The sequence below is a fragment of the Dyella marensis genome (assembly GCF_900112865.1).
GTDB lineage: Bacteria > Pseudomonadota > Gammaproteobacteria > Xanthomonadales > Rhodanobacteraceae > Dyella_D > Dyella_D marensis_A.
Genome location: NZ_FONH01000002.1, coordinates 26,330 through 42,857, shown reverse-complemented (window position 1 = coordinate 42,857; position 16,528 = coordinate 26,330). Strand labels below are relative to the sequence as shown.

18 protein-coding genes are annotated in these 16,528 nt (G+C 66.0%); 6 read left to right on the top strand and 12 right to left on the bottom strand.

The window, feature by feature from the left end:
- The first annotated feature begins 43 nt into the window (after positions 1-43).
- The gene (locus tag BM172_RS03110) at positions 44-268 is read left to right on the top strand and encodes a hypothetical protein (RefSeq protein ID WP_026634047.1); all 225 of its coding nucleotides are present in this window, start codon (positions 44-46) and stop codon (positions 266-268) included.
- 8 nt (positions 269-276) lie between these two features.
- Here BM172_RS03110 and BM172_RS03105 read toward each other — a convergent pair whose 3' ends face one another.
- On the bottom strand, positions 277-885 hold the full coding sequence (locus tag BM172_RS03105; RefSeq protein WP_026634048.1) for a TetR/AcrR family transcriptional regulator: 609 nt from the start codon (positions 883-885) through the stop codon (positions 277-279).
- A 79-nt stretch (positions 886-964) separates the two neighbouring features.
- Here BM172_RS03105 and BM172_RS03100 point away from each other — a divergent pair, with 79 nt between their 5' ends.
- Entirely contained in the window at positions 965-1,366 is a 402-nt protein-coding gene (locus BM172_RS03100) for a hypothetical protein (RefSeq protein ID WP_026634049.1), read from the top strand.
- Positions 1,367-1,421: 55 nt separating this feature from the next.
- Here the strand turns inward: BM172_RS03100 and BM172_RS03095 are convergent, their stop codons facing one another.
- A complete protein-coding gene (locus BM172_RS03095; protein ID WP_026634050.1) occupies positions 1,422-1,784 on the bottom strand; it encodes a hypothetical protein in 363 nt (120 codons plus the stop codon).
- A gap of 535 nt (positions 1,785-2,319) precedes the next feature.
- Between BM172_RS03095 and BM172_RS03090 the strand changes: the two genes are divergently transcribed.
- Together BM172_RS03090 and BM172_RS03085 are read left to right on the top strand one after the other, a co-directional pair.
- Entirely contained in the window at positions 2,320-4,158 is a 1,839-nt protein-coding gene (locus BM172_RS03090) for a M4 family metallopeptidase (RefSeq protein ID WP_245778720.1), read from the top strand.
- Between the two features lie 526 nt (positions 4,159-4,684).
- Positions 4,685-6,577: a M4 family metallopeptidase gene (locus BM172_RS03085; RefSeq protein WP_177218772.1), complete on the top strand. Its 1,893-nt coding sequence runs from the start codon at positions 4,685-4,687 to the stop codon at positions 6,575-6,577.
- A gap of 98 nt (positions 6,578-6,675) precedes the next feature.
- Here BM172_RS03085 and mdcH read toward each other — a convergent pair whose 3' ends face one another.
- Genes mdcH through mdcA form a run of 9 tightly spaced genes read right to left on the bottom strand, consistent with a single transcriptional unit; the run spans position 6,676 to position 13,994 of the window.
- Positions 6,676-7,602 carry a malonate decarboxylase subunit epsilon gene (mdcH, locus tag BM172_RS03080; RefSeq protein ID WP_026634051.1) on the bottom strand — a complete coding sequence of 309 codons (927 nt, stop codon included), beginning with the start codon at positions 7,600-7,602 and terminating at the stop codon, positions 6,676-6,678.
- Positions 7,599-8,273, bottom strand: a complete 675-nt coding sequence (locus BM172_RS03075; protein ID WP_035322465.1) for a malonate decarboxylase holo-ACP synthase — start codon at positions 8,271-8,273, stop codon at positions 7,599-7,601. Before BM172_RS03075 ends, mdcH begins: the two co-directional genes overlap by 4 nt.
- Positions 8,274-8,277: 4 nt before the next feature.
- Positions 8,278-9,042 carry a malonate transporter subunit MadM gene (gene madM, locus BM172_RS03070; protein ID WP_026634053.1) on the bottom strand — a complete coding sequence of 255 codons (765 nt, stop codon included), beginning with the start codon at positions 9,040-9,042 and terminating at the stop codon, positions 8,278-8,280.
- 10 nt (positions 9,043-9,052) lie between these two features.
- Positions 9,053-9,451: a malonate transporter subunit MadL gene (gene madL / locus BM172_RS03065; RefSeq protein ID WP_026634054.1), complete on the bottom strand. Its 399-nt coding sequence runs from the start codon at positions 9,449-9,451 to the stop codon at positions 9,053-9,055.
- 46 nt (positions 9,452-9,497) lie between these two features.
- The gene (mdcE, locus tag BM172_RS03060) at positions 9,498-10,307 is read right to left on the bottom strand and encodes a biotin-independent malonate decarboxylase subunit gamma (protein ID WP_035322467.1); all 810 of its coding nucleotides are present in this window, start codon (positions 10,305-10,307) and stop codon (positions 9,498-9,500) included.
- Positions 10,304-11,155: a biotin-independent malonate decarboxylase subunit beta gene (locus BM172_RS03055; protein ID WP_026634056.1), complete on the bottom strand. Its 852-nt coding sequence runs from the start codon at positions 11,153-11,155 to the stop codon at positions 10,304-10,306. The genes mdcE and BM172_RS03055 overlap by 4 nt, the downstream gene beginning before the upstream one ends.
- Before the next feature lie 3 nt (positions 11,156-11,158).
- Positions 11,159-11,461: a malonate decarboxylase subunit delta gene (locus BM172_RS03050; protein WP_026634057.1), complete on the bottom strand. Its 303-nt coding sequence runs from the start codon at positions 11,459-11,461 to the stop codon at positions 11,159-11,161.
- Positions 11,462-11,472: 11 nt separating this feature from the next.
- Entirely contained in the window at positions 11,473-12,324 is an 852-nt protein-coding gene (locus BM172_RS03045; protein WP_026634058.1) for a triphosphoribosyl-dephospho-CoA synthase, read from the bottom strand.
- Positions 12,325-12,341: 17 nt separating this feature from the next.
- Positions 12,342-13,994: a malonate decarboxylase subunit alpha gene (gene mdcA, locus BM172_RS03040; RefSeq protein WP_026634059.1), complete on the bottom strand. Its 1,653-nt coding sequence runs from the start codon at positions 13,992-13,994 to the stop codon at positions 12,342-12,344.
- A 118-nt stretch (positions 13,995-14,112) separates the two neighbouring features.
- Here mdcA and BM172_RS03035 point away from each other — a divergent pair, with 118 nt between their 5' ends.
- Together BM172_RS03035 and BM172_RS22045 are read left to right on the top strand one after the other, a co-directional pair.
- Complete coding sequence (locus tag BM172_RS03035) at positions 14,113-15,027, top strand: LysR family transcriptional regulator (protein ID WP_026634060.1); 915 nt, start codon at positions 14,113-14,115, stop codon at positions 15,025-15,027.
- A 231-nt stretch (positions 15,028-15,258) separates the two neighbouring features.
- Positions 15,259-15,705, top strand: coding sequence for a PPC domain-containing protein (locus tag BM172_RS22045; RefSeq protein WP_143096438.1), 447 nt, complete (start codon positions 15,259-15,261; stop codon positions 15,703-15,705).
- An 83-nt stretch (positions 15,706-15,788) separates the two neighbouring features.
- Here the strand turns inward: BM172_RS22045 and BM172_RS03030 are convergent, their stop codons facing one another.
- Positions 15,789-16,352 (bottom strand): hypothetical protein, encoded by a 564-nt coding sequence (locus tag BM172_RS03030; RefSeq protein WP_026634061.1) that lies wholly within the window; start codon positions 16,350-16,352, stop codon positions 15,789-15,791.
- Between the last annotated feature and the right edge of the window lie 176 nt (positions 16,353-16,528).

Here is a 16,528-nt window from a genome sequence, read left to right as displayed (position 1 = left end):
GGCGAGCGGCACTGAAGCCTGTCATCGCGAGTCGATCCGCCTCATGAAACTGCCTGTCCTCGTGCCTCTCCTGCTGGGCGTCAGCGGCCTGCTCAGCTGGTCGATCGTCTTCAAGTACCGGAAGGCGTGGGGACAGGAGCTGGGGCCGTATGCCATCTGCGCGCGGTTGTTGAAAGAAGACCGGGCCTGGGGCTGGCTGTTGATCCTGAGCCAGTTTCTCGGCGTCGCGATCGGAGCGTATGCGCTCTATCTGATCAACGTCCGCTAAGCGCGATATCACTCCGCCAGCCGGTCCAGCGCGGCGTGGACGGTGGAGCGGATCAGCGCCTCCACCGCCTTGGCCGATCGCCGCTGCGACAGCATGCGGTACATCGCCATGCTGGTCATGGCGAAGATCAGGTCGACGACGTCGCGTTTTGCCGCGGCGCCCGCCGACTTCGGCACGATGCGCTCGACCAGCCCGCGGACCAGCCCGCGCCGCCGCTCATTGCGTTCGATCAAGGCCTGGGCGAATTCAGGATCTAGCACCATCGCCTCGTGCAGCCGCTCCACCGCGGCGTCGTGGCTCCAGAACTCGCAGAAGATCCCGATCATCTGGTCCAGGCCCTGTCGCGGGTCGGCTTGCATGGCGACGTCCTTCAGGCGCACCAGCCGCCCGCGCTGAGCGATGTCGTCGAATACCGCTTCCAGCAGGCCGCGCCGCGAACCGAACTGGTTGTACAGCGTCAGCCGGGTCACTCCCGCGAGCTTGGCGACCGTATCCAGCGAGAAGCTCGCGGCGCTGCCCGACTCGCGCAGGAAGGCGGCGGCGGCCTGGATCGCGCGCTCGCGCTTCTCGGCGGCAGCGGCCGAGCGGACATGGCTGGTGTAAGAGCGCGTGGACATGGTCACCTCTTGTCTTTGTATATACAACTTGTATAGTCAATGCGGCCACCCGTCTACTCACCCTCGCAGGAGCCGGATCATGCAGTACGTACTGATGGTAGCCATATCCCTGCACGTTCTGGCCGCCGTGTTCTGGGCGGGCAGCACCGCTGCGCTGGCGCGCACCGGCGGCAGCGAAACCCGGCGCCTGTTCCGGCCGCAGATGGGCGCGGCCGCGGTCGCGGTGCTCACCGGCGGTTATCTGTGGCATGTCGTGCACGCGGGGGCGGTCGGTCCGGTGGAACGCAGCCTGATGATCGGCGCGCTGAGCGCACTCGCGGCGCTGGCCGTGCAGGTGATCGTGGTGGGCGGCGCCTTGAGAAAGGGGCGGGGCGACGGCCAGGCGGCAGCCTTGCCGCCACGCATCGTCATCGGGCATCGCATCGCGGCCGCACTGCTGATGATCGCCGTGGTGACGATGGCCGCTTCGCGTTATGTATGAATGGCCGTGGCCCGTTCGAAAACCCGGCGCCTGAAGCGGCCGTAGCGCCGGCCGGTCAGGTCCAGGCGGCGATCAGCAGCAGCACGAAGCCGATCACTGCCACCAGGGCATGCACGATCATCAGCCCCTTGGGCAAGGGCAGTTGCTTCCAGTGGTAATTGAGGTTCAGCACCACGCCGCCGATCGCCGCGAGCACGAACAGCACCAGTGCGAATTGCGCCAAGGTCGGCAGGCCGACGGTGAAATATGCGTAGACCAGCAAGGTCACCGCGGCACCGGCGATGAAGCCGTGACCCATGGCCATCCAGGTGGGCGGATGCGGCTTGCCGGCGAAACGGATGCCGGCCATGGCGAGGCCGCCCGCGGCGGCCACGGCCAGCAGCACGACCGCGGTGCGCATGATCAGGATCGGTTCCATGGCGGTACTCCCTTTCATTTGGAATACGCGGGGGATAGTCGATTCGTTCTGGTGATGCGCGTGTGGACTACGCGAGAACGAGCGGGAGCACGATTGCAGGATAGGCGTAATCGGTTACCGCCGTTCGCGTCGATTTAATTGAATCGATTTATGGCGAAGAAAATCGCCTGAAATGCGCTTTTCCCGCATGCTTTGTCGGCGCATGCATCGCGGTGCAAGTTCTCGCTCCCGCCCTTCGCAAGATTCACAACCCAGTTCGCACTTCTTTGCGTAAACCGCAGATTGTCACGTTTCATTGACCAACCCCCGTGATAGCGTCGCCCCGCCGTCGAATAGGGGCTCGGCGGCTATCTCAAGTAACTCGTTTGCACAGAAGCGCATCGCCGGTGCGGCGTAGGTTCTTGCCTGTTTCTTCGACAGGCAGGAATGGGGACGGCTTGCTTCTCACAATTGATTTTGCAAGCAGACGTTCCTGTTTTGGGGAGTGTTTCGCGCTGCCCGGTGGTTTCCCATAACCCTTTGGAGAACACCGCAAATGAATAGTGCAAAGATGGGGCATAAGCGTGCATGTCTGTGGCTGGCCGTGATGGGGCTGATCGGCGCCACCAGCGTGCATGCGGCGGATATGAAGAAACTGCAGGCGCAGAGCCTGGGCGTCACGCCGGGCAACCAGCTCGCCGCGAAGCTCGGCCTGAGTGCCGACAACAGCTTCGTCGCGCAGGGCGCGGCCAAGACGGTGCGCGGCACGCAGGTGGTGCGCATGCAGCAGTACTACAAGGGCGTGCCGGTCTACGGCCGCAGCATCGCGGTCGAGCAGGACGTGGCCGGCAATGCGCTGACCGCCGACGGCGCCGTGCTGCAGAACGTGCAGGTGGACCTGGGTTCGGTGGCGCCGCGCCTGAGCACCACGCAGGCCTTGTCCGCGCTGCGCGCGACCAAGGGCTTCCTGCCGACCACGGCCTCGGCCCCGCGCAACGAGCGCGCCGACCTGTACGTGTATCCCGATGCGAGCGGCCGCGCGCGGCTGGTGTATCTGACCTCGTACGTGGTCGACAGCCCGAATCCGACGCGTCCGACCGCCATCGTCGACGCGAACACCGGGCAGGTGATCAAGCAGTGGGAAGGCCTGACCAATGCCAATGCCACCGGTCCCGGCGGCAACGCCAAGACCGGCATGTACCAGTACAACGGCACGCAGTTTCCCTATCTCAACGTCACCCAGTCCGGCAGCACCTGCACGTTCCAGAACGCGAACGTGAAGACCTACAACATGAACCACGCCACCAGCGGCACGGGCACGCTGTGGAGCTTCACCTGCTCGAACAGCGACGAGGCGGACGTCAATGGCGCCTATGCGCCGATCAACGACGCGCACCACTTCGGCGGCGTGGTGCATGACCTGTATCAGAGCTGGTTCGGCGCTCCGCCGCTCAACCAGGTGCTGGTGATGAAGGTGCACTACGGCAACAGCTACGAGAACGCCTTCTGGGACGGCAGCTCGATGACCTTCGGCGACGGCGCCAGCACGTTCTATCCGCTGGTGTCGCTGGACGTGACCGGCCATGAGATCAGCCACGGCTTCACCGAGCAGCACTCCAACCTGGAGTACAGCGGCCAGTCCGGCGGCATGAACGAGGCCTTCTCCGACATGGCCGGCGAGGCGGCGGAGTACTTCGACCGCAACGGCAGCAACGACTTCCTGGTCGGCGCGGAGATCTTCAAGTCCAGCAGCGGCGCGCTGCGCTACATGTGCAATCCGACCCAGGACGGCTCCTCGATCGACAACGCGGCCGACTACTACGATGGCCTGGACGTCCACTACTCCAGCGGCGTCTACAACAAGGCGTTCTGCGTGCTGGCCAAGACCAGCGGCTGGAATACGCGCAAGGCGTTCGAGGTGTTCGAAGGCGCCAACGCGGTGTACTGGACCGCGACCTCGGACTACAAGGACGGCGCCTGCGGCGTGGAGAAGGCCGCGGTCGACAAGGGCTACACCAAGGCGGACGTGACCGCGGCGTTCACCGCCGTGGGCGTGAGCTGCTCGGGTGGCGGCGGTGGCGGTACCGTGTTGCAGAACGGCGTGCCGGTCACCGGCCTGTCGGGCGCCACCGGTGCGCAGCTCAACTATACCGTGGCGATCCCGGCCGGTGCGCGTAACCTGAAGATCGCCATCTCCGGCGGCAGCGGCGACTCGGATCTGTACGTGAAGTTCGGCTCCGCGCCGACCACGTCCAGCTACAACTGCCGTCCGTACCTCAACGGCAACAACGAGAGCTGCAGCTTCAGCACGCCGTCGACGGGCACGTACTACGTGATGCTGCGCGGCTACACGTCCTTCTCGGGCGTGACGCTGAAGGCGACCTGGACGCCTTGATAGGCGGGCTTCGCTCACTGCACCTGTGGCCTTGAGCGAAGCGGTCGGTTGAACGGAGGGCCGGTGGGCGCGATGCGCTCACCGGCTTTTTTCTTTTGTGGATGCGGCAAGCGCAGCCGTCCTTCGGTAGCTCGGATGGTCGCGCTCATACTGGTCTGTCCTATCGAAATTCGCCGCGGCTGCATGGAGCATGCTTGTCGTCCACTGCGCGATATGTCGGCTGCCGTCCGGATGCAGACGCGCCAAACGGGAACATTTGTCATTCGATAGAGATGCACGCCCGGCTCGATGCCTTCTTATGATGATGCTGCCAGCGTGACATGAGACGTCATCGCCAGCTCCAGCTCGTGTGCAGGCCCAGAGGTCTTTTCGGACAGGCTGCCACGACGAACATTCTCTGGCAGCGCAGAACCCAACGGCAGTACCGGGCAGGCCTGTCCTGAGTCAGCCGGTACGGTGATTCGCCAGCTGAAAATCCATCCAATGCGGGGCGTGGACGTCAATCCACGTCATGGAGGGGCGTTTCATGAGGCATCGAAATTCATATCTGATCCGCATGCTGCTTCTCGCGGGGGTGACGACGGCCGAGGCGGCTCATGTGCAGAATGTTCGCGGAGTCGTCCTCGGCAAGACGCCTGTCGAAGATCTGCCGGCGAAACTCGGCCTTGGTCCCGGTAATACTTTCAAGGCCGCTGCCTCGATCCAGGCCACGCAGGGCACGCAGGTAGTACGCATGCAGCAGCACTACAAGGGAGTGCCCATATACGGTTTCACCCTCGCCGTCGAACGGAAGGCGGATGGAAGGATCAGGGCGGATGGAAGACTGCTACAGCATGCCGGAAGCGACTTGGCCTCGGTAAAGCCGCGCCTGGATGAAAGTTCGGCGCAGGCGACATTCTCTGCCGTTCTGCCGCCCATGGCACCCCGCAGCGCTGGTGCCAAGCTGCATATTTACGTCGATGACAGTGAGCGTGCGCGGCTTGCCTACCTGGTCTATTTCAATATCGACGTACCGGCTATCTCCCGGCCCATGGCCATCGTCGATGCCAATACAGGGGAGATCATCAAGGAATGGCAGGGGCTGGCCAGGGACGCTGACAACACGGGAACGTACAACGACTGGCAATGGATCAAAGGGGACATCACTTTGGCCAGAGGTGTCGGCGGAAATCCGAGGGTGGGCCTGTACACCTATGGACGGGAGTATCCGGCCCTCGCAGTCACGCAGGACAGGAAGAACTGCTGGCTGAAGAACAAGTATGTGGTGACCTATGGCTTGAACGAATTCGGCCGGCCAGGTCCTCAGAAGTTTGCTTGCCCGTATAGCCCCTCTTATCTCGCTGCGGCGAACAATGCTCATCACTACGCCGGGGTGGTGGTCGACATGTATCGGACCTGGTTTGGCGAGCCGCCGGTCGACCTGCCGGTAAAGATAGTGGCCAATTCCAGCGTGCCCGACGGCACCTCCGGCTGGGATGGTGAGGCGGTGCACCTTGGGAAGGACGGGAATGGCCGGTATGCGCCCGCGGTGCTTGATCTGATCGCCCACGAGATCAGTCACGGCTTCACCGAGAAGCACACCAATCTATATTTCCCTCGCCCTTATCTATATTTCCCTCGTCCTTATGGTTTGGGGAAGATTCCGGCTCATCAAGAAGTAGAGGGGGCTGCCGCTGCTGTCGCCGAGGCATTCTCCGACATGGCGGGTGAGGCGGCAGAATTCTATTCGCGCGGATCAAACGACTTCCTCGTCGGAGCAGAGATCTTCGAAGCCAAGGATGACGCGCTGCGCCATATGTGCAATCCGACCAGGGATGGCAAATCGATCGACCACATGAAGGATTACTCCCCAGACCTGACCCCGCATCAGGCGGCCGGCGTATTCAACAAGGCATTCTGTCTGCTGGCCAAGACCGACGGCTGGGATACCAGGAAGGCGTTCGAGGTTTTTTATCTGGCCAACAAGGTTCTCTGGACGCCACTGGATTCCGCCGAGGAAGCGGTCAATGGCGTGGAGAACGCTGCGAGGGTCAAGGGTTATCGAAAACTCGACGTGACTGCGGCGTTCGCCGATGTCGGCTTGAGCAGCGAAGAAATCGAGGAGCTTGCGAACGGCGAGCCGGTGGCCATCAAGAGCGGCGGCAGGCGTAGCGTAAAGAACTACAAAATCGCCGTTCCGCCTGGCGCCAGAACCCTCAACATCTCCATCAGCGGAGGCAAGGGGAATGCCGATCTTTACGTCAAGCATGAGGCACTACCCACTTCATTCGACTCGGATTGCCGTTTGAAACTCGCAGACAATAACGAGACTTGCAGCTACAACGGGAGCATGTCTCCAGCCGCAGGAACCTATTTCGTGCAGGTGCGTGGGAGAAAGGCTTATTCCGGCGTGGTTTTGATGGCGACCTGGACTTACTGAGCCGCATGTTTCCGTCAGGCCGCCCATTGTGGCCGGGCGAGCGGCGGTGATGATGGGCGTCGTGCGCTCGTCGGAGTGACCGGCGAGGCACGGCGCCACTATTCTGCTTCGGCTGCCGCCATCGCGGCAGCGATACCATCCAGGCGGTTGCCATCCACCGCCAGCGCAATGCCATCGAAGCTGCCCTGGGCCAATCGGGTCAAGCTCCTGCCCGGCGGCATTTCCACCGCCAGCCGAGCGCCGCGCTCCCACGCCGCGCGCATGCTGTCGCGCCATAGCACCTGACGAGCCATGTTGCGGGCCAGGTCCGCGGCGATGTCTTCGGGGCGGAACAGCGGTCGAGCCAGGCTGCTGCTGAGATAAGTGACGCGCGGAGGGCGCAGCGCCACATGATCGAAGGCGTGCGCGTAGTTGGCGGCGGGGGCATCGAGCAAAGCGCAGTGCGAAGGCACGCTCATGCGCAGGCGATGGCTGCGCCGTGCACCGCGTTCGCGGGCGCGCCCGCTGGCGATGGCCATCGCTTCGTCGCTGCCGGCGATGACCAGTTGGGTGTCGCTGTTGAGGTTGGCCAGATAGACCGGCAAGCCCTCGCTGCGCACGTCGGCCAGCAGGGACTCCAGCATGGCCGGCATGAGTCCGTCGATTGCCGTCATGCCGTAGCCATGCGGGAAGGCCTGCTCCATCAGGCGTCCGCGCAAGGCGACCAGGCGCACGGCATCGGCGAACTCCAGCGCGCCGGCCACCACCGCAGCGGGAAACGCACCCACCGAGAGGCCGCACACCATGCCCGGCCGTGCACCCATCGCGGCGAGTGCGCGCGATGCCGCGACGCCCGCGACCAGCAGGCACAACTGCACGGCTTCGGTGGAGCGCAGGCTGGTGTCGTCGTCGAGCGCGTCGATGGATCGGCCGAGCACCGCAGCCGTCTCATCCAGCGTTTCGCGCACGATCGCCTTATCGGGCAGCCGATGCAGCATGCCCGGCCGCTGCGCCCCTTGGCCGGGGAAGGTGAACAGCACGCTCATGGCGCGACGATAGCCCAGGGATCGGCGACCAGGCGCGGACCGCGGTCGGTCTTGAGCAGCACCGGGCCGCCGCGCAGCCATTCGGCGAGGGCGAAGCCGCCGGTGCCGGTGTCGATCTGCACGTCTGCCCGCAGCGGCAATCCATCGAACAGGTGCGATGCTTGCCGAAGTTCCGCCGGATCGGGCGCGCGCGGAATGCGCAGCAGCAGATCCAGGTCGCTGCTCTCGCGCAGCACCGGCAGGCCGCTGGACATGGCGAAGCCCGCGCCGCCGGTAATGCCCCAGGCCCACGGCAGTGCGTCGAGTTGCGGAGCGAGTGTGCGCAAGGCGCAGCGGCAGGCGTGGCCGGCGGCGTCGCCCCACGGCTCCCAGGCGCGGGTGCGCGCCAGCACTTCCGGCGGCGTACGGCGCGTGATCGCCGCCTCCGCCAGATACGCCGCGTGACGCTGGTGGCGATCGCTGCCGCGCAGGCCCACCGGCACGTATCCCGGCGGCGCCTGTTCGCGGCGCACCACCATCGGCGCGACCGCCAGCCATGCCGCGTCGGCCCATGCGGGCAGCGGCGAGCCGCCGTGCAGGGCATCGGCCACGCCGCGCGCCCACAGCAGATCGTGCGGACGCGGCGCGTCCGCCGCCGCCCGTGCCGACTGCGCGTGCGGGCTGGCCGCCATGCCTTCAGCCCACCAGCGCTTTGGTGACCAGGAACAGCACGGACGGCCCCAGCAGGCAGCCAAGTCCGGTATGGAAGGTGGCGATCAGCGCCCCGTACGGCACCAGGCGCCGGTCGGTGGCCGCCAGGCCCGCGCTCACGCCGCTTACCGTGCCGGCGAGTCCGCCGAAGATCATCGCCGAGCGCGGCGTGGACAAGCCCAGTGCGCGCGCGGCCACCGGCGTGAAGATCATCACGATGATCGCCTTGACCAATCCGGTGGCGATGCTCAGCGCCATCACGTCGGAGCTCGCGCCGATCGCCGCGCCGGTGACCGGCCCGACGATATAGGTGACCGCGCCGGCGCCGATGGTGGTCATGCTCACCGCATCGCGATAGCCCATGGCATGCGCGATCGAGGCGCCCACGATGAAGGGCAGCAAGGTGCCCAGCAGCAGCGAGACCGCGCCGATCAGGCCGGCCTTGCGCGCTTCGTCCACCTGCACCTCGAACGCGGTGGCGACGATGGCGAAGTCGCGCAGCATCGCGCCGCCCATCAGGCCGATGCCGGCGAACTGCGAGAGATCGGCCAGCCCATGCTGCCCGCCGGTCTGCGTGCCGCCCCAGTAGGCCAGCAGCAGGCCGATCAGGATGGCGATGGCCGAGCCGTGCACGCGCCCGAAGGTGAGCTTGCGCGACAGCAGCACGGACAGCCACATCACCAGGCCGACCATGGCGAAGGCCGCGACCAGCCCGTTCTTGTTGAGCATCTTGTCCAGCATCTCGATCATGGGCGTGTCCTCAGCTCAGCAATTGTTCGGCGGTGGGTTCGGGCAGCGAGGTGTCGTCGCGGCCCATGCGCGTGAGCAGGGCGATGCAGCCGCCGCAGACCAGCACCGCGCCGACCGCGGCCATCAGCGCCACGGGGCCACCGCGCAGCGCGGCGACCACGTCCTGCTGCGCGGCCATGGCCACCACCACGGGGATGTACATCGCGCCCCAGTAGCCGACGCCGGCTTCGGTTTCCCGGGGCATGACGCCGCGTCGATGCAGATAGATGCGCGCCGCGATGAGCAACAGCATGGCGATGCCGACGCCGCCGACATTGGTGCCCACGCCGATCAGGCGGCCGAGCGCTTCGCCTAGGAACAGGCCGATCAGGTAACACAGGGCGAGCAAGGTGGTTCCGTAGACGATCACAAGCACCTCCACGCGCCATGGCGCGCCATGAGTGAGAGACGAAGCGCTAGCGCCACTGTGCGCGCAGGCGGGTGCGGACTTCGGCCGAGGCTGCGCGCAGCGGGCCGCGCAGGCGGCTCTCCAGGCCGCGGGAGGCGTCGTTGCGGATATCGGCGACGGCTTCGCGCAGCGCACCGGTCACGCTGGCGATGGCATCCGCGCCGGGTTCGCCCGGCTTGGCGACGGGAAGGAGTTTCCACAGCAGGCCGAGTGCGGCATAGCTGTGGATGTCATAGGCCATCGGCGGGATGTCGGCGGCGAGTGCGTCCAGCTCGTCGACGCTGCGCAGGGTGATGCGCGCGGCGGCATCGCGGCCCATCGCGTGCACCATCACCTGCGCATCGTCCAGCGCGATCAGGCGGTTGGCCTGGTAGCCGTGGGCAAGGAAGGCGCCGGACATGGCCTTGCCGACCAGCAGCGCGATCACCGGATGGCCGTGCAACCGTGCCGTGGCGTAGGCATCCGCCGCGGCGGCCAGGGCCTGGTGGATGCCATAGGCTTCTTCGTTGCGGCCATAGGCCTGGCTGGGCGTGTCGACCACCGCGACGATCGGGCGGCGGATCTCGCGTTCGCGATCGGCCTCGACGGCCTCGCGCACGGCCCTGGCCAGCGACCAGCCTTCGATCAATCCGGTCTCGCCGTTGCGGGCGCGCGGGAAGGGGTTGTGCGGATCGGGCACGATGGCGATGTAGCGCGCATGCTCGTTGCCGAGCGCTGCGTCGGCGACGCGCAGCGACGGCGCGTAGCCGGCGAGCGCGTCGGCGCCGCCGGTCAAGGCCTGCCACCACACGGTGCCGCGTTGGCTGGACATGTTCATGCGCGCAACTCCTTGCCGTAGGCGGTGGCGACGTCAGCGGGCGTGGCGGGACGCGTGCCGTCGATCTTCGCCAGCGACGCAAGGAAAGCCTCGGTGCGCTCGCTGCGGCAGCGCCCGGGGCGCCCTTCGCGCATGCAGTCGAGCAGGGCCTGGCGAAGATCCGCCGCATCGTCTTCCACGTAACGATCGGCCAGTCCACTGCGGTAGCGCTGCTCGCCGCCGGTCAGGCCCCAGATCGTCGCGCGGTCGCGCGAGTCGAATTCGCCGACACCCGCTTCCTGCTCGATCACTGCAGGACCGTTGAGGCCCAGGCGCGCCTCGCGCGTGACCAGCAGGTAGCTGCACAAGCCGGCGGCAATCGACATGCCGCCATAGCAACCGACCGGCCCGGCGACGATGCCGACCACGGGCTGGTAGCGGCGCAGGTCGACCATCGCGGCCTGGATCTCGGCGATGCCCGCCAGGCCGAGGTTGGCTTCCTGCAGGCGCACGCCGCCGGTCTCGAACACGATCGCGGCGCGGGTGGGAATGCCGCGGGCGTTGTCCTCGGCGGCCAATTCAAGGCTGCCGGCGATCTTCGCCGCCGACACTTCGCCCATGCTGCCGCCCTGGAATGCACCCTCGATCGCCAGCACCACGGCAGGGGCGCCGTCGAGCAAACCGCGCGCCACCACCAGCCCGTCGTCGGCCTGGGTGACGATGCCTTGCCGCGGCAGCCACGGCGAGCTCAGCCGCTCGAACGGATCGATCAATTCGCGGAAGCTGCCCGGATCGAGCAGTGCGCGCGCTCGCGCGCGGGCATTGAGTTCGGTAAAGCTGTTGCGGGCGAGCAGGCGTTGCGCATCCATCGTTCAGTCCTCCTGCGCCACGGCATCGAATGCCTGCGCGATGCGCAGGCCCACCACGCCCGGCGTGGCGCCGAAATCGTTGATCTGCAGGTGCACCGCCGGTCGCGTCGGTTCGGCGAACAGGCGCGCGAACAAGGCGGCCCAGGTGCGCTCCATGCCTTCCACCGAGGTGGTGACCTCGATAGTGATGCGTGCATCGGAGGCCGGTTCGAGCAGCACTTCGAGATCGCCCGAGGCGACCACGCCGGCCAGGGCGCGGCCGCGTGGCGGCGCTGCGGCAGGGAAGGTGAAGGCGAGGGTTTGCATGGGCAGTCCTCTCAGGAGCGGGAAATGCGGTCCAGCAGCAGGCTGGCGGCAAGGAGGTCGGCGGCACCGCCGGGAGAGACGCGGCGGGCCAGCAGTTCGCGGTCGAGGCGGCGCAGCTCGCGCCGGCCGGGCAAGGTGGCGCAGCCATGGGCGAGGGCGCGGCGAGCGCCGGCCTGCATGGCCTCGAGCGCATCCGGTCCGCCGCGCGACAGCACGCAGGTGTCGTCGAGCGTGGCCATGATGGCGAGCAAGGCGTCGAGGCGTGCGGCGTGTTCGCTGCCGCCGTTCGCGCGCGTGTTGCGCAAGGTCGGTACGCCAGCTTCGACGACATGCGGAAAGCCGGCCTGCGCCTGGCCGCGCGCACCGCCGACGCCGTAGCGCCGGCAGGCGCGTTCGCCAGGGTGGTCAGTGCATGCGGGAGCTGCGCCATCGGGAATGCGCGCCAACAGGCAGGCGCGTGCGGCGATGGAGGCGGGAGCGAGATCGTCCGGCACCTGCGCGGCGGCGACGGCCAATAAGCCCAGCGCCCAGATCGCTCCGCGATGCGTATTCACGCCGCCGGTCGCCGTCAGCATCGCGGCTTCCGCCTCGCGGCCGAGCGCGCCGATGCGTTCGCGCAGCGCGATGCTTGCCGGTTGCCGATAGCCGGCCACTGCCATCGCCTCGAAGCCCGGCCGCAAGGCCTGCGCCGAACGGCATAGCAACTGCCAATGCATATCGTCATGAGCACCGCGGTGGCGCGGATCGACCAGGCCGGGCTTGGGCGCGAGCATAACTTCGTCGATCAGCGCGCCGGTGACCTGACCGGCCAGCCAGGCGGCGCATTGCACTTTGGCGTTTTGCCGCGGGAGCGCGGTGGACATCCGGATGGCCATCTCCATTACCAGCTCCGATAGCGCGCAGGCGGTTGATAGAGTCCATCCGACCAGACAACCAGCTCGGCCATGTTCTTCGCCGCGAGCAGCGAGCGATCGGCTTCGCCGGGGTGGATGCCCAGGTCTTCCGGCAGCGCGACCAGCCCGTCGCGGCGGAACTGCGCCAGGGCCCGCGCATCGCTTTCCAGGCCGATCGGCGTCACGCCCGACACCGCCGCGATCATCGCCTTGCGCTGCTCGATCGAATCGGCCTTGTACAGATAGGCAATGCCTTCCTCGGTGAGCACATGGGTGACGTCGTCGCCGTAGATCATCACCGGCGCCAGCGGCATGCCGGCGCCACGGCCCACCGCGACGGCGTCCAGCGATTCGACCACGCTGGGCTTGCCGCCCGCCTGGAAGGTTTCCACCACCTGCACCACCAGCTTGCGGCCGCGCTCCAGCGGATCGTCGCTGCGGATCAGGTCCAGCCAGGCCGGCGTGGCATGGCGGCGGCCGCGCGGATCGTGGCCCATGTTCGGCGCGCCGCCGAAGCCGGTGAGGCGGCCGCGCGTCACCGTCGAGGAGTTGCCCAGGCCATCCATCTGCAAGGTGGAGCCGATGAACAGGTCGACCGCGTATTGACCCGCCAGCTGCGACAGCAACCGGTTGGAGCGCAACGAGCCGTCGCGCCCGGTGAAGAACACATCCGGCCGCGCGGCGACATAGGCCTCCATGCCCAGCTCGCCGCCGAAGCAGTGCACGCTTTCCACCCAGCCGCTTTCGATCGCCGGGATCAGGGTGGGATGCGGATTGAGCGCCCAGTGCCGGCAGATCTTGCCTTTCAGCCCCAGGCGTTCGCCGTAGGTCGGCAGGATCAGTTCGATCGCGGCGGTGTTGAAACCGATGCCGTGGTTGAGCGACTGCACCTGGTGGCGTTCGTAGATGCCGCGGATCGCCATCATCGCCATCAGGATCTGAATCGGCGTGATCAGCCGCGGATCGCGGGTGAACAGCGGCTCGATGAAGAACGGCTTGTCCGCCGGCACCACGAAGTCCACCCAGGAGCCGGGAATGTCCACGCGCGGCAGTTCGTCGACGATCTGGTTGACCTGGGCGATCACGATGCCGTCGCGGAACGCCGCCGCCTCCACCAGCGCAGGGGTGTCCTCGGTGCTGGGGCCGGTGTAGAGATTGCCCTCGCGGTCGGCGCTGTAGGCCGCCACCAGCACCACGTTCGGCGAGAGGTCGACATAGAGCCGCGCATACAGCTCGATGTACGTATGGATCGCGCCGATCTCCAACAGCCCGTCTTCCAGGCACTGCGAGATACGCAGGCTCTGCGCGCCGGCGAAAGCGAAATCCAGCTTGCGCGCGATGCCGCGCTCGAACAGGTCCAGGTGTTCGGCGCGGCTGACGCTGGGGATGATCATGTGCAGGTCGTGCAGCCTGGCCGGGTCGGCCTGGGCCAGCGCGCGCGAGAGGAAATCCGCCTGCTTCTGGTTGTTGCCCTCCAGCACCACGCGGTCGCCGGGACTGATCAATCGTTCCAGTGCCTCGGTCAGGCGCGCGGTGGGCAACTGGTTGCCGCGGGCCAGGTCGCTCACGGCGGCGAGGCGGCGCTGCTTCTCGGTGCGCCGGGTAGTCCAGCGTGCGGGGGCTGCGGAGGGGGCCGTCATCGATGGGCTCTCGCGGAAAAGGCGAGGGCGACTCTAGGTGGCGTCCGGTTGCGCTTCAATCAAGCCAAGGGTAATTTCATTAGCTTCAGGCTAATGATTCCGTGGGCTGGGAGGCAGCATGGCCATCGACGATGGCTTCACCCTGAAGAAGCTCGAGGTATTCCTGGCCTTCATGCAGCTGGGCAACATGCCCAAGGTGTCGGAGCGGCTGTCCTATAGCGTGGTCAGCGTGCACCGGGCGCTGCATTCGCTGGAGCAGGCGGTGGGGTGTCCGCTGTTCAAGCTCGACGGGCGCAAGCTGATTCCGCTGCAGACGGCCTATGCGCTGGCGGAACATGCGCAGCGTGCACTGCATGAGGCGGAAGAGGGCGTGCGCCGTGCGCGCGAGATCGCCGGCCTGTCCACGCCGCGCCTGAAAGTGGGCTCGCTCTACTCGCTGACCACCCGCACCATGCCGCCCCTGCTGGTGCGCATGAAGCTGCGCAACTCGGCCTTGGATATCGACCTGACCCTCGGCTCCAACCGGCTATTGTTGGAACAGCTGCGCGAAGGCCGCCTCGATGCCATCGTGATAGCGCTCAGCGAACCGGTGGACGACGACCAGCTGCGCGCCGTGCCCTTGTTCGAGGACAGCATCTTCTTCGCCGTGCCCGCCGACTCGCCTTATGCGCGACGCACTTCGCTCGACCTTGCCGAGGTGCGCAACGAGAAGTTCGTCTGCCTGGAAGACGACTTCGCCACCGCGGCGAGCTTCCAGCAGGCTTTTCGGCGGGCAGGCTATGAGCCGCAGGTGGCGATGCGCGTGGGCGACATCTTCTCGCTCACCAACCTGATCAGCGGCGGCGTCGGCTACAGCCTGCTGCCGGGGCGGATGGAGTCCTTCAACCCGCGCGTGCGTTTGATCCCGCTGGTGCCGCCGTATACCTCGCAGCAGATCATCACCTTGCTGATGCTGCGCAGGCGCGAGGGCGATGCGCATCTGGTGACGCTCGCAGAAGAATGCCGGCGCCTGGCTGCGCTGGGCGGTACCTGATTTTCCGCTTCGCCAATCAGTGCAGATCAGGATAAGCACGACGGCTCTGTCAGCCGTATCAGTTACGCCAGCGGATATGTCGCATCTCGATCAGCCCACCGGTGCTGACGAGGCGCAGTTCGGTGAGTGTCTTTTCATTCTGAGGTTGTCTTGAATTGTCTGGCATGCCGGACTCGGCGGCGAGCTGGTGCATATGATCAGGCCACACCAACGTCAAGGAGCGGAAAGCTAATGAAAATCCGATGCAGTCTTCTTCCGGTCGCAGCGGGACTGATGGTGGTCGGATCTGCTTATGCGGCGGGTCTCGATCCGGTTCGCGTGGAGGGCGATCTCCGCAACAAGGAGCCCTGGACCATTTCCTCAAAAGGAGGGGATTCGACGTTTTTCAGTGGTGCGAAATTCTTCAAGGTGGATATTCCACAGGGAGCGAAGAACCCGCAAGTCACTACTGCTGGCGGAACCGGGGACGTTGACCTGATTATGTTTATGAATATTTCCGGCAATCCCAAGCCCATGATTACTCAGCTGGCACATGTTTGTGGCAGTCAGCAAATGGGCAATATCGAGCAATGCAAACCGAATTCTGTCAGGCAGGCTCAGCAGTATTACGTGATGGTGTTCAGCAGGCTCGGTGGAACGGCATATTCAGATGTGCATCTGCGTGCTTCTTGGGATTAATGTGGGGAGCTGATGGGCGCAAGCCCATTAGCTTCTTCTATGGCCTAAGGCAGGCGCGATTACGTGCAGGTTCTTGCGTATATTTACTGCTGGTAGGTGGCAAATCCCGTCGGCACCCGATCGTCGACCGGTACCGCCTTGCCGATCAGCTTCTGATCCGACAGGCCTCCGGCGTCGGCCTGGCCGTCGCACTCGTGCAGCTCGGTGTGGCCACGGTTCTCCACCAGCACGCCGTTGCGTTCGTAGCCGCCGGGGCTGGTCGTTTCCGAGAAGACGGTATAGCTGGTGCTGCCATAGTTCATGCGCAGGTAGGTGAGGTTGCCGCCGGCGTTGTCGCTCACACGGTTGCCGCTGGCGAAGGCCCGCGGTGGCACCGGCTCGGTAGGGATGTTCACTTCCAGGTTGCGGTTGCTGCCGTAGCGGTAGCTCAGCGCGCCGATCGACGAGTCGTCGCCCGGGGTCGCGCACACGGCGATCTGTTTCCGTCCCGAGGAGCAGGCAAACACCACGTTCTCGCCGGCCTGGCACAGGCCGCCTTCCGGGGGACTGCCGGCGTCCGACTCTTGCGCCTGCAATCGGGCCGCGGGCCCGGCGAGCAGGCAGGCGAGCGCGAGTGCGCAGGGAAAAATGCGGCGATTCGATTTCATGACGAGCCTTTCCTTGTTGTCCATGCGTCCACCGTCCTTACTGGCGTCCCGGCGAAGCCGCAGGCGCCGCGCCGCCGATGATCCACGCGCCACGCCCGAATAGATAGAGGCCTCGGCTCGGCACCGTTGGAGTCAGTCTGGTGCAAGTGCCCGCAGGGCGATCCACGTCACCGGAT

Excerpts from the sequence above, each read along its gene's own strand:
- BM172_RS03110 (WP_026634047.1), top strand. The coding sequence starts at position 44 with ATGAAACTGCCTGTCCTCGTGCCTCTCCTGCTGGGCGTCAGCGGCCTG.
- BM172_RS03105 (WP_026634048.1), bottom strand. The coding sequence starts at position 885 with ATGTCCACGCGCTCTTACACCAGCCATGTCCGCTCGGCCGCTGCCGCC.
- BM172_RS03100 (WP_026634049.1), top strand. The coding sequence starts at position 965 with ATGCAGTACGTACTGATGGTAGCCATATCCCTGCACGTTCTGGCCGCC.
- BM172_RS03095 (WP_026634050.1), bottom strand. The coding sequence starts at position 1,784 with ATGGAACCGATCCTGATCATGCGCACCGCGGTCGTGCTGCTGGCCGTG.
- BM172_RS03090 (WP_245778720.1), top strand. The coding sequence starts at position 2,320 with ATGAATAGTGCAAAGATGGGGCATAAGCGTGCATGTCTGTGGCTGGCC.
- BM172_RS03085 (WP_177218772.1), top strand. The coding sequence starts at position 4,685 with ATGAGGCATCGAAATTCATATCTGATCCGCATGCTGCTTCTCGCGGGG.
- mdcH (WP_026634051.1), bottom strand. The coding sequence starts at position 7,602 with ATGAGCGTGCTGTTCACCTTCCCCGGCCAAGGGGCGCAGCGGCCGGGC.
- BM172_RS03075 (WP_035322465.1), bottom strand. The coding sequence starts at position 8,273 with ATGGCGGCCAGCCCGCACGCGCAGTCGGCACGGGCGGCGGCGGACGCG.
- madM (WP_026634053.1), bottom strand. The coding sequence starts at position 9,042 with ATGATCGAGATGCTGGACAAGATGCTCAACAAGAACGGGCTGGTCGCG.
- mdcE (WP_035322467.1), bottom strand. The coding sequence starts at position 10,307 with ATGAACATGTCCAGCCAACGCGGCACCGTGTGGTGGCAGGCCTTGACC.
- BM172_RS03055 (WP_026634056.1), bottom strand. The coding sequence starts at position 11,155 with ATGGATGCGCAACGCCTGCTCGCCCGCAACAGCTTTACCGAACTCAAT.
- BM172_RS03050 (WP_026634057.1), bottom strand. The coding sequence starts at position 11,461 with ATGCAAACCCTCGCCTTCACCTTCCCTGCCGCAGCGCCGCCACGCGGC.
- BM172_RS03045 (WP_026634058.1), bottom strand. The coding sequence starts at position 12,324 with ATGTCCACCGCGCTCCCGCGGCAAAACGCCAAAGTGCAATGCGCCGCC.
- mdcA (WP_026634059.1), bottom strand. The coding sequence starts at position 13,994 with ATGACGGCCCCCTCCGCAGCCCCCGCACGCTGGACTACCCGGCGCACC.
- BM172_RS03035 (WP_026634060.1), top strand. The coding sequence starts at position 14,113 with ATGGCCATCGACGATGGCTTCACCCTGAAGAAGCTCGAGGTATTCCTG.
- BM172_RS22045 (WP_143096438.1), top strand. The coding sequence starts at position 15,259 with ATGAAAATCCGATGCAGTCTTCTTCCGGTCGCAGCGGGACTGATGGTG.
- BM172_RS03030 (WP_026634061.1), bottom strand. The coding sequence starts at position 16,352 with ATGAAATCGAATCGCCGCATTTTTCCCTGCGCACTCGCGCTCGCCTGC.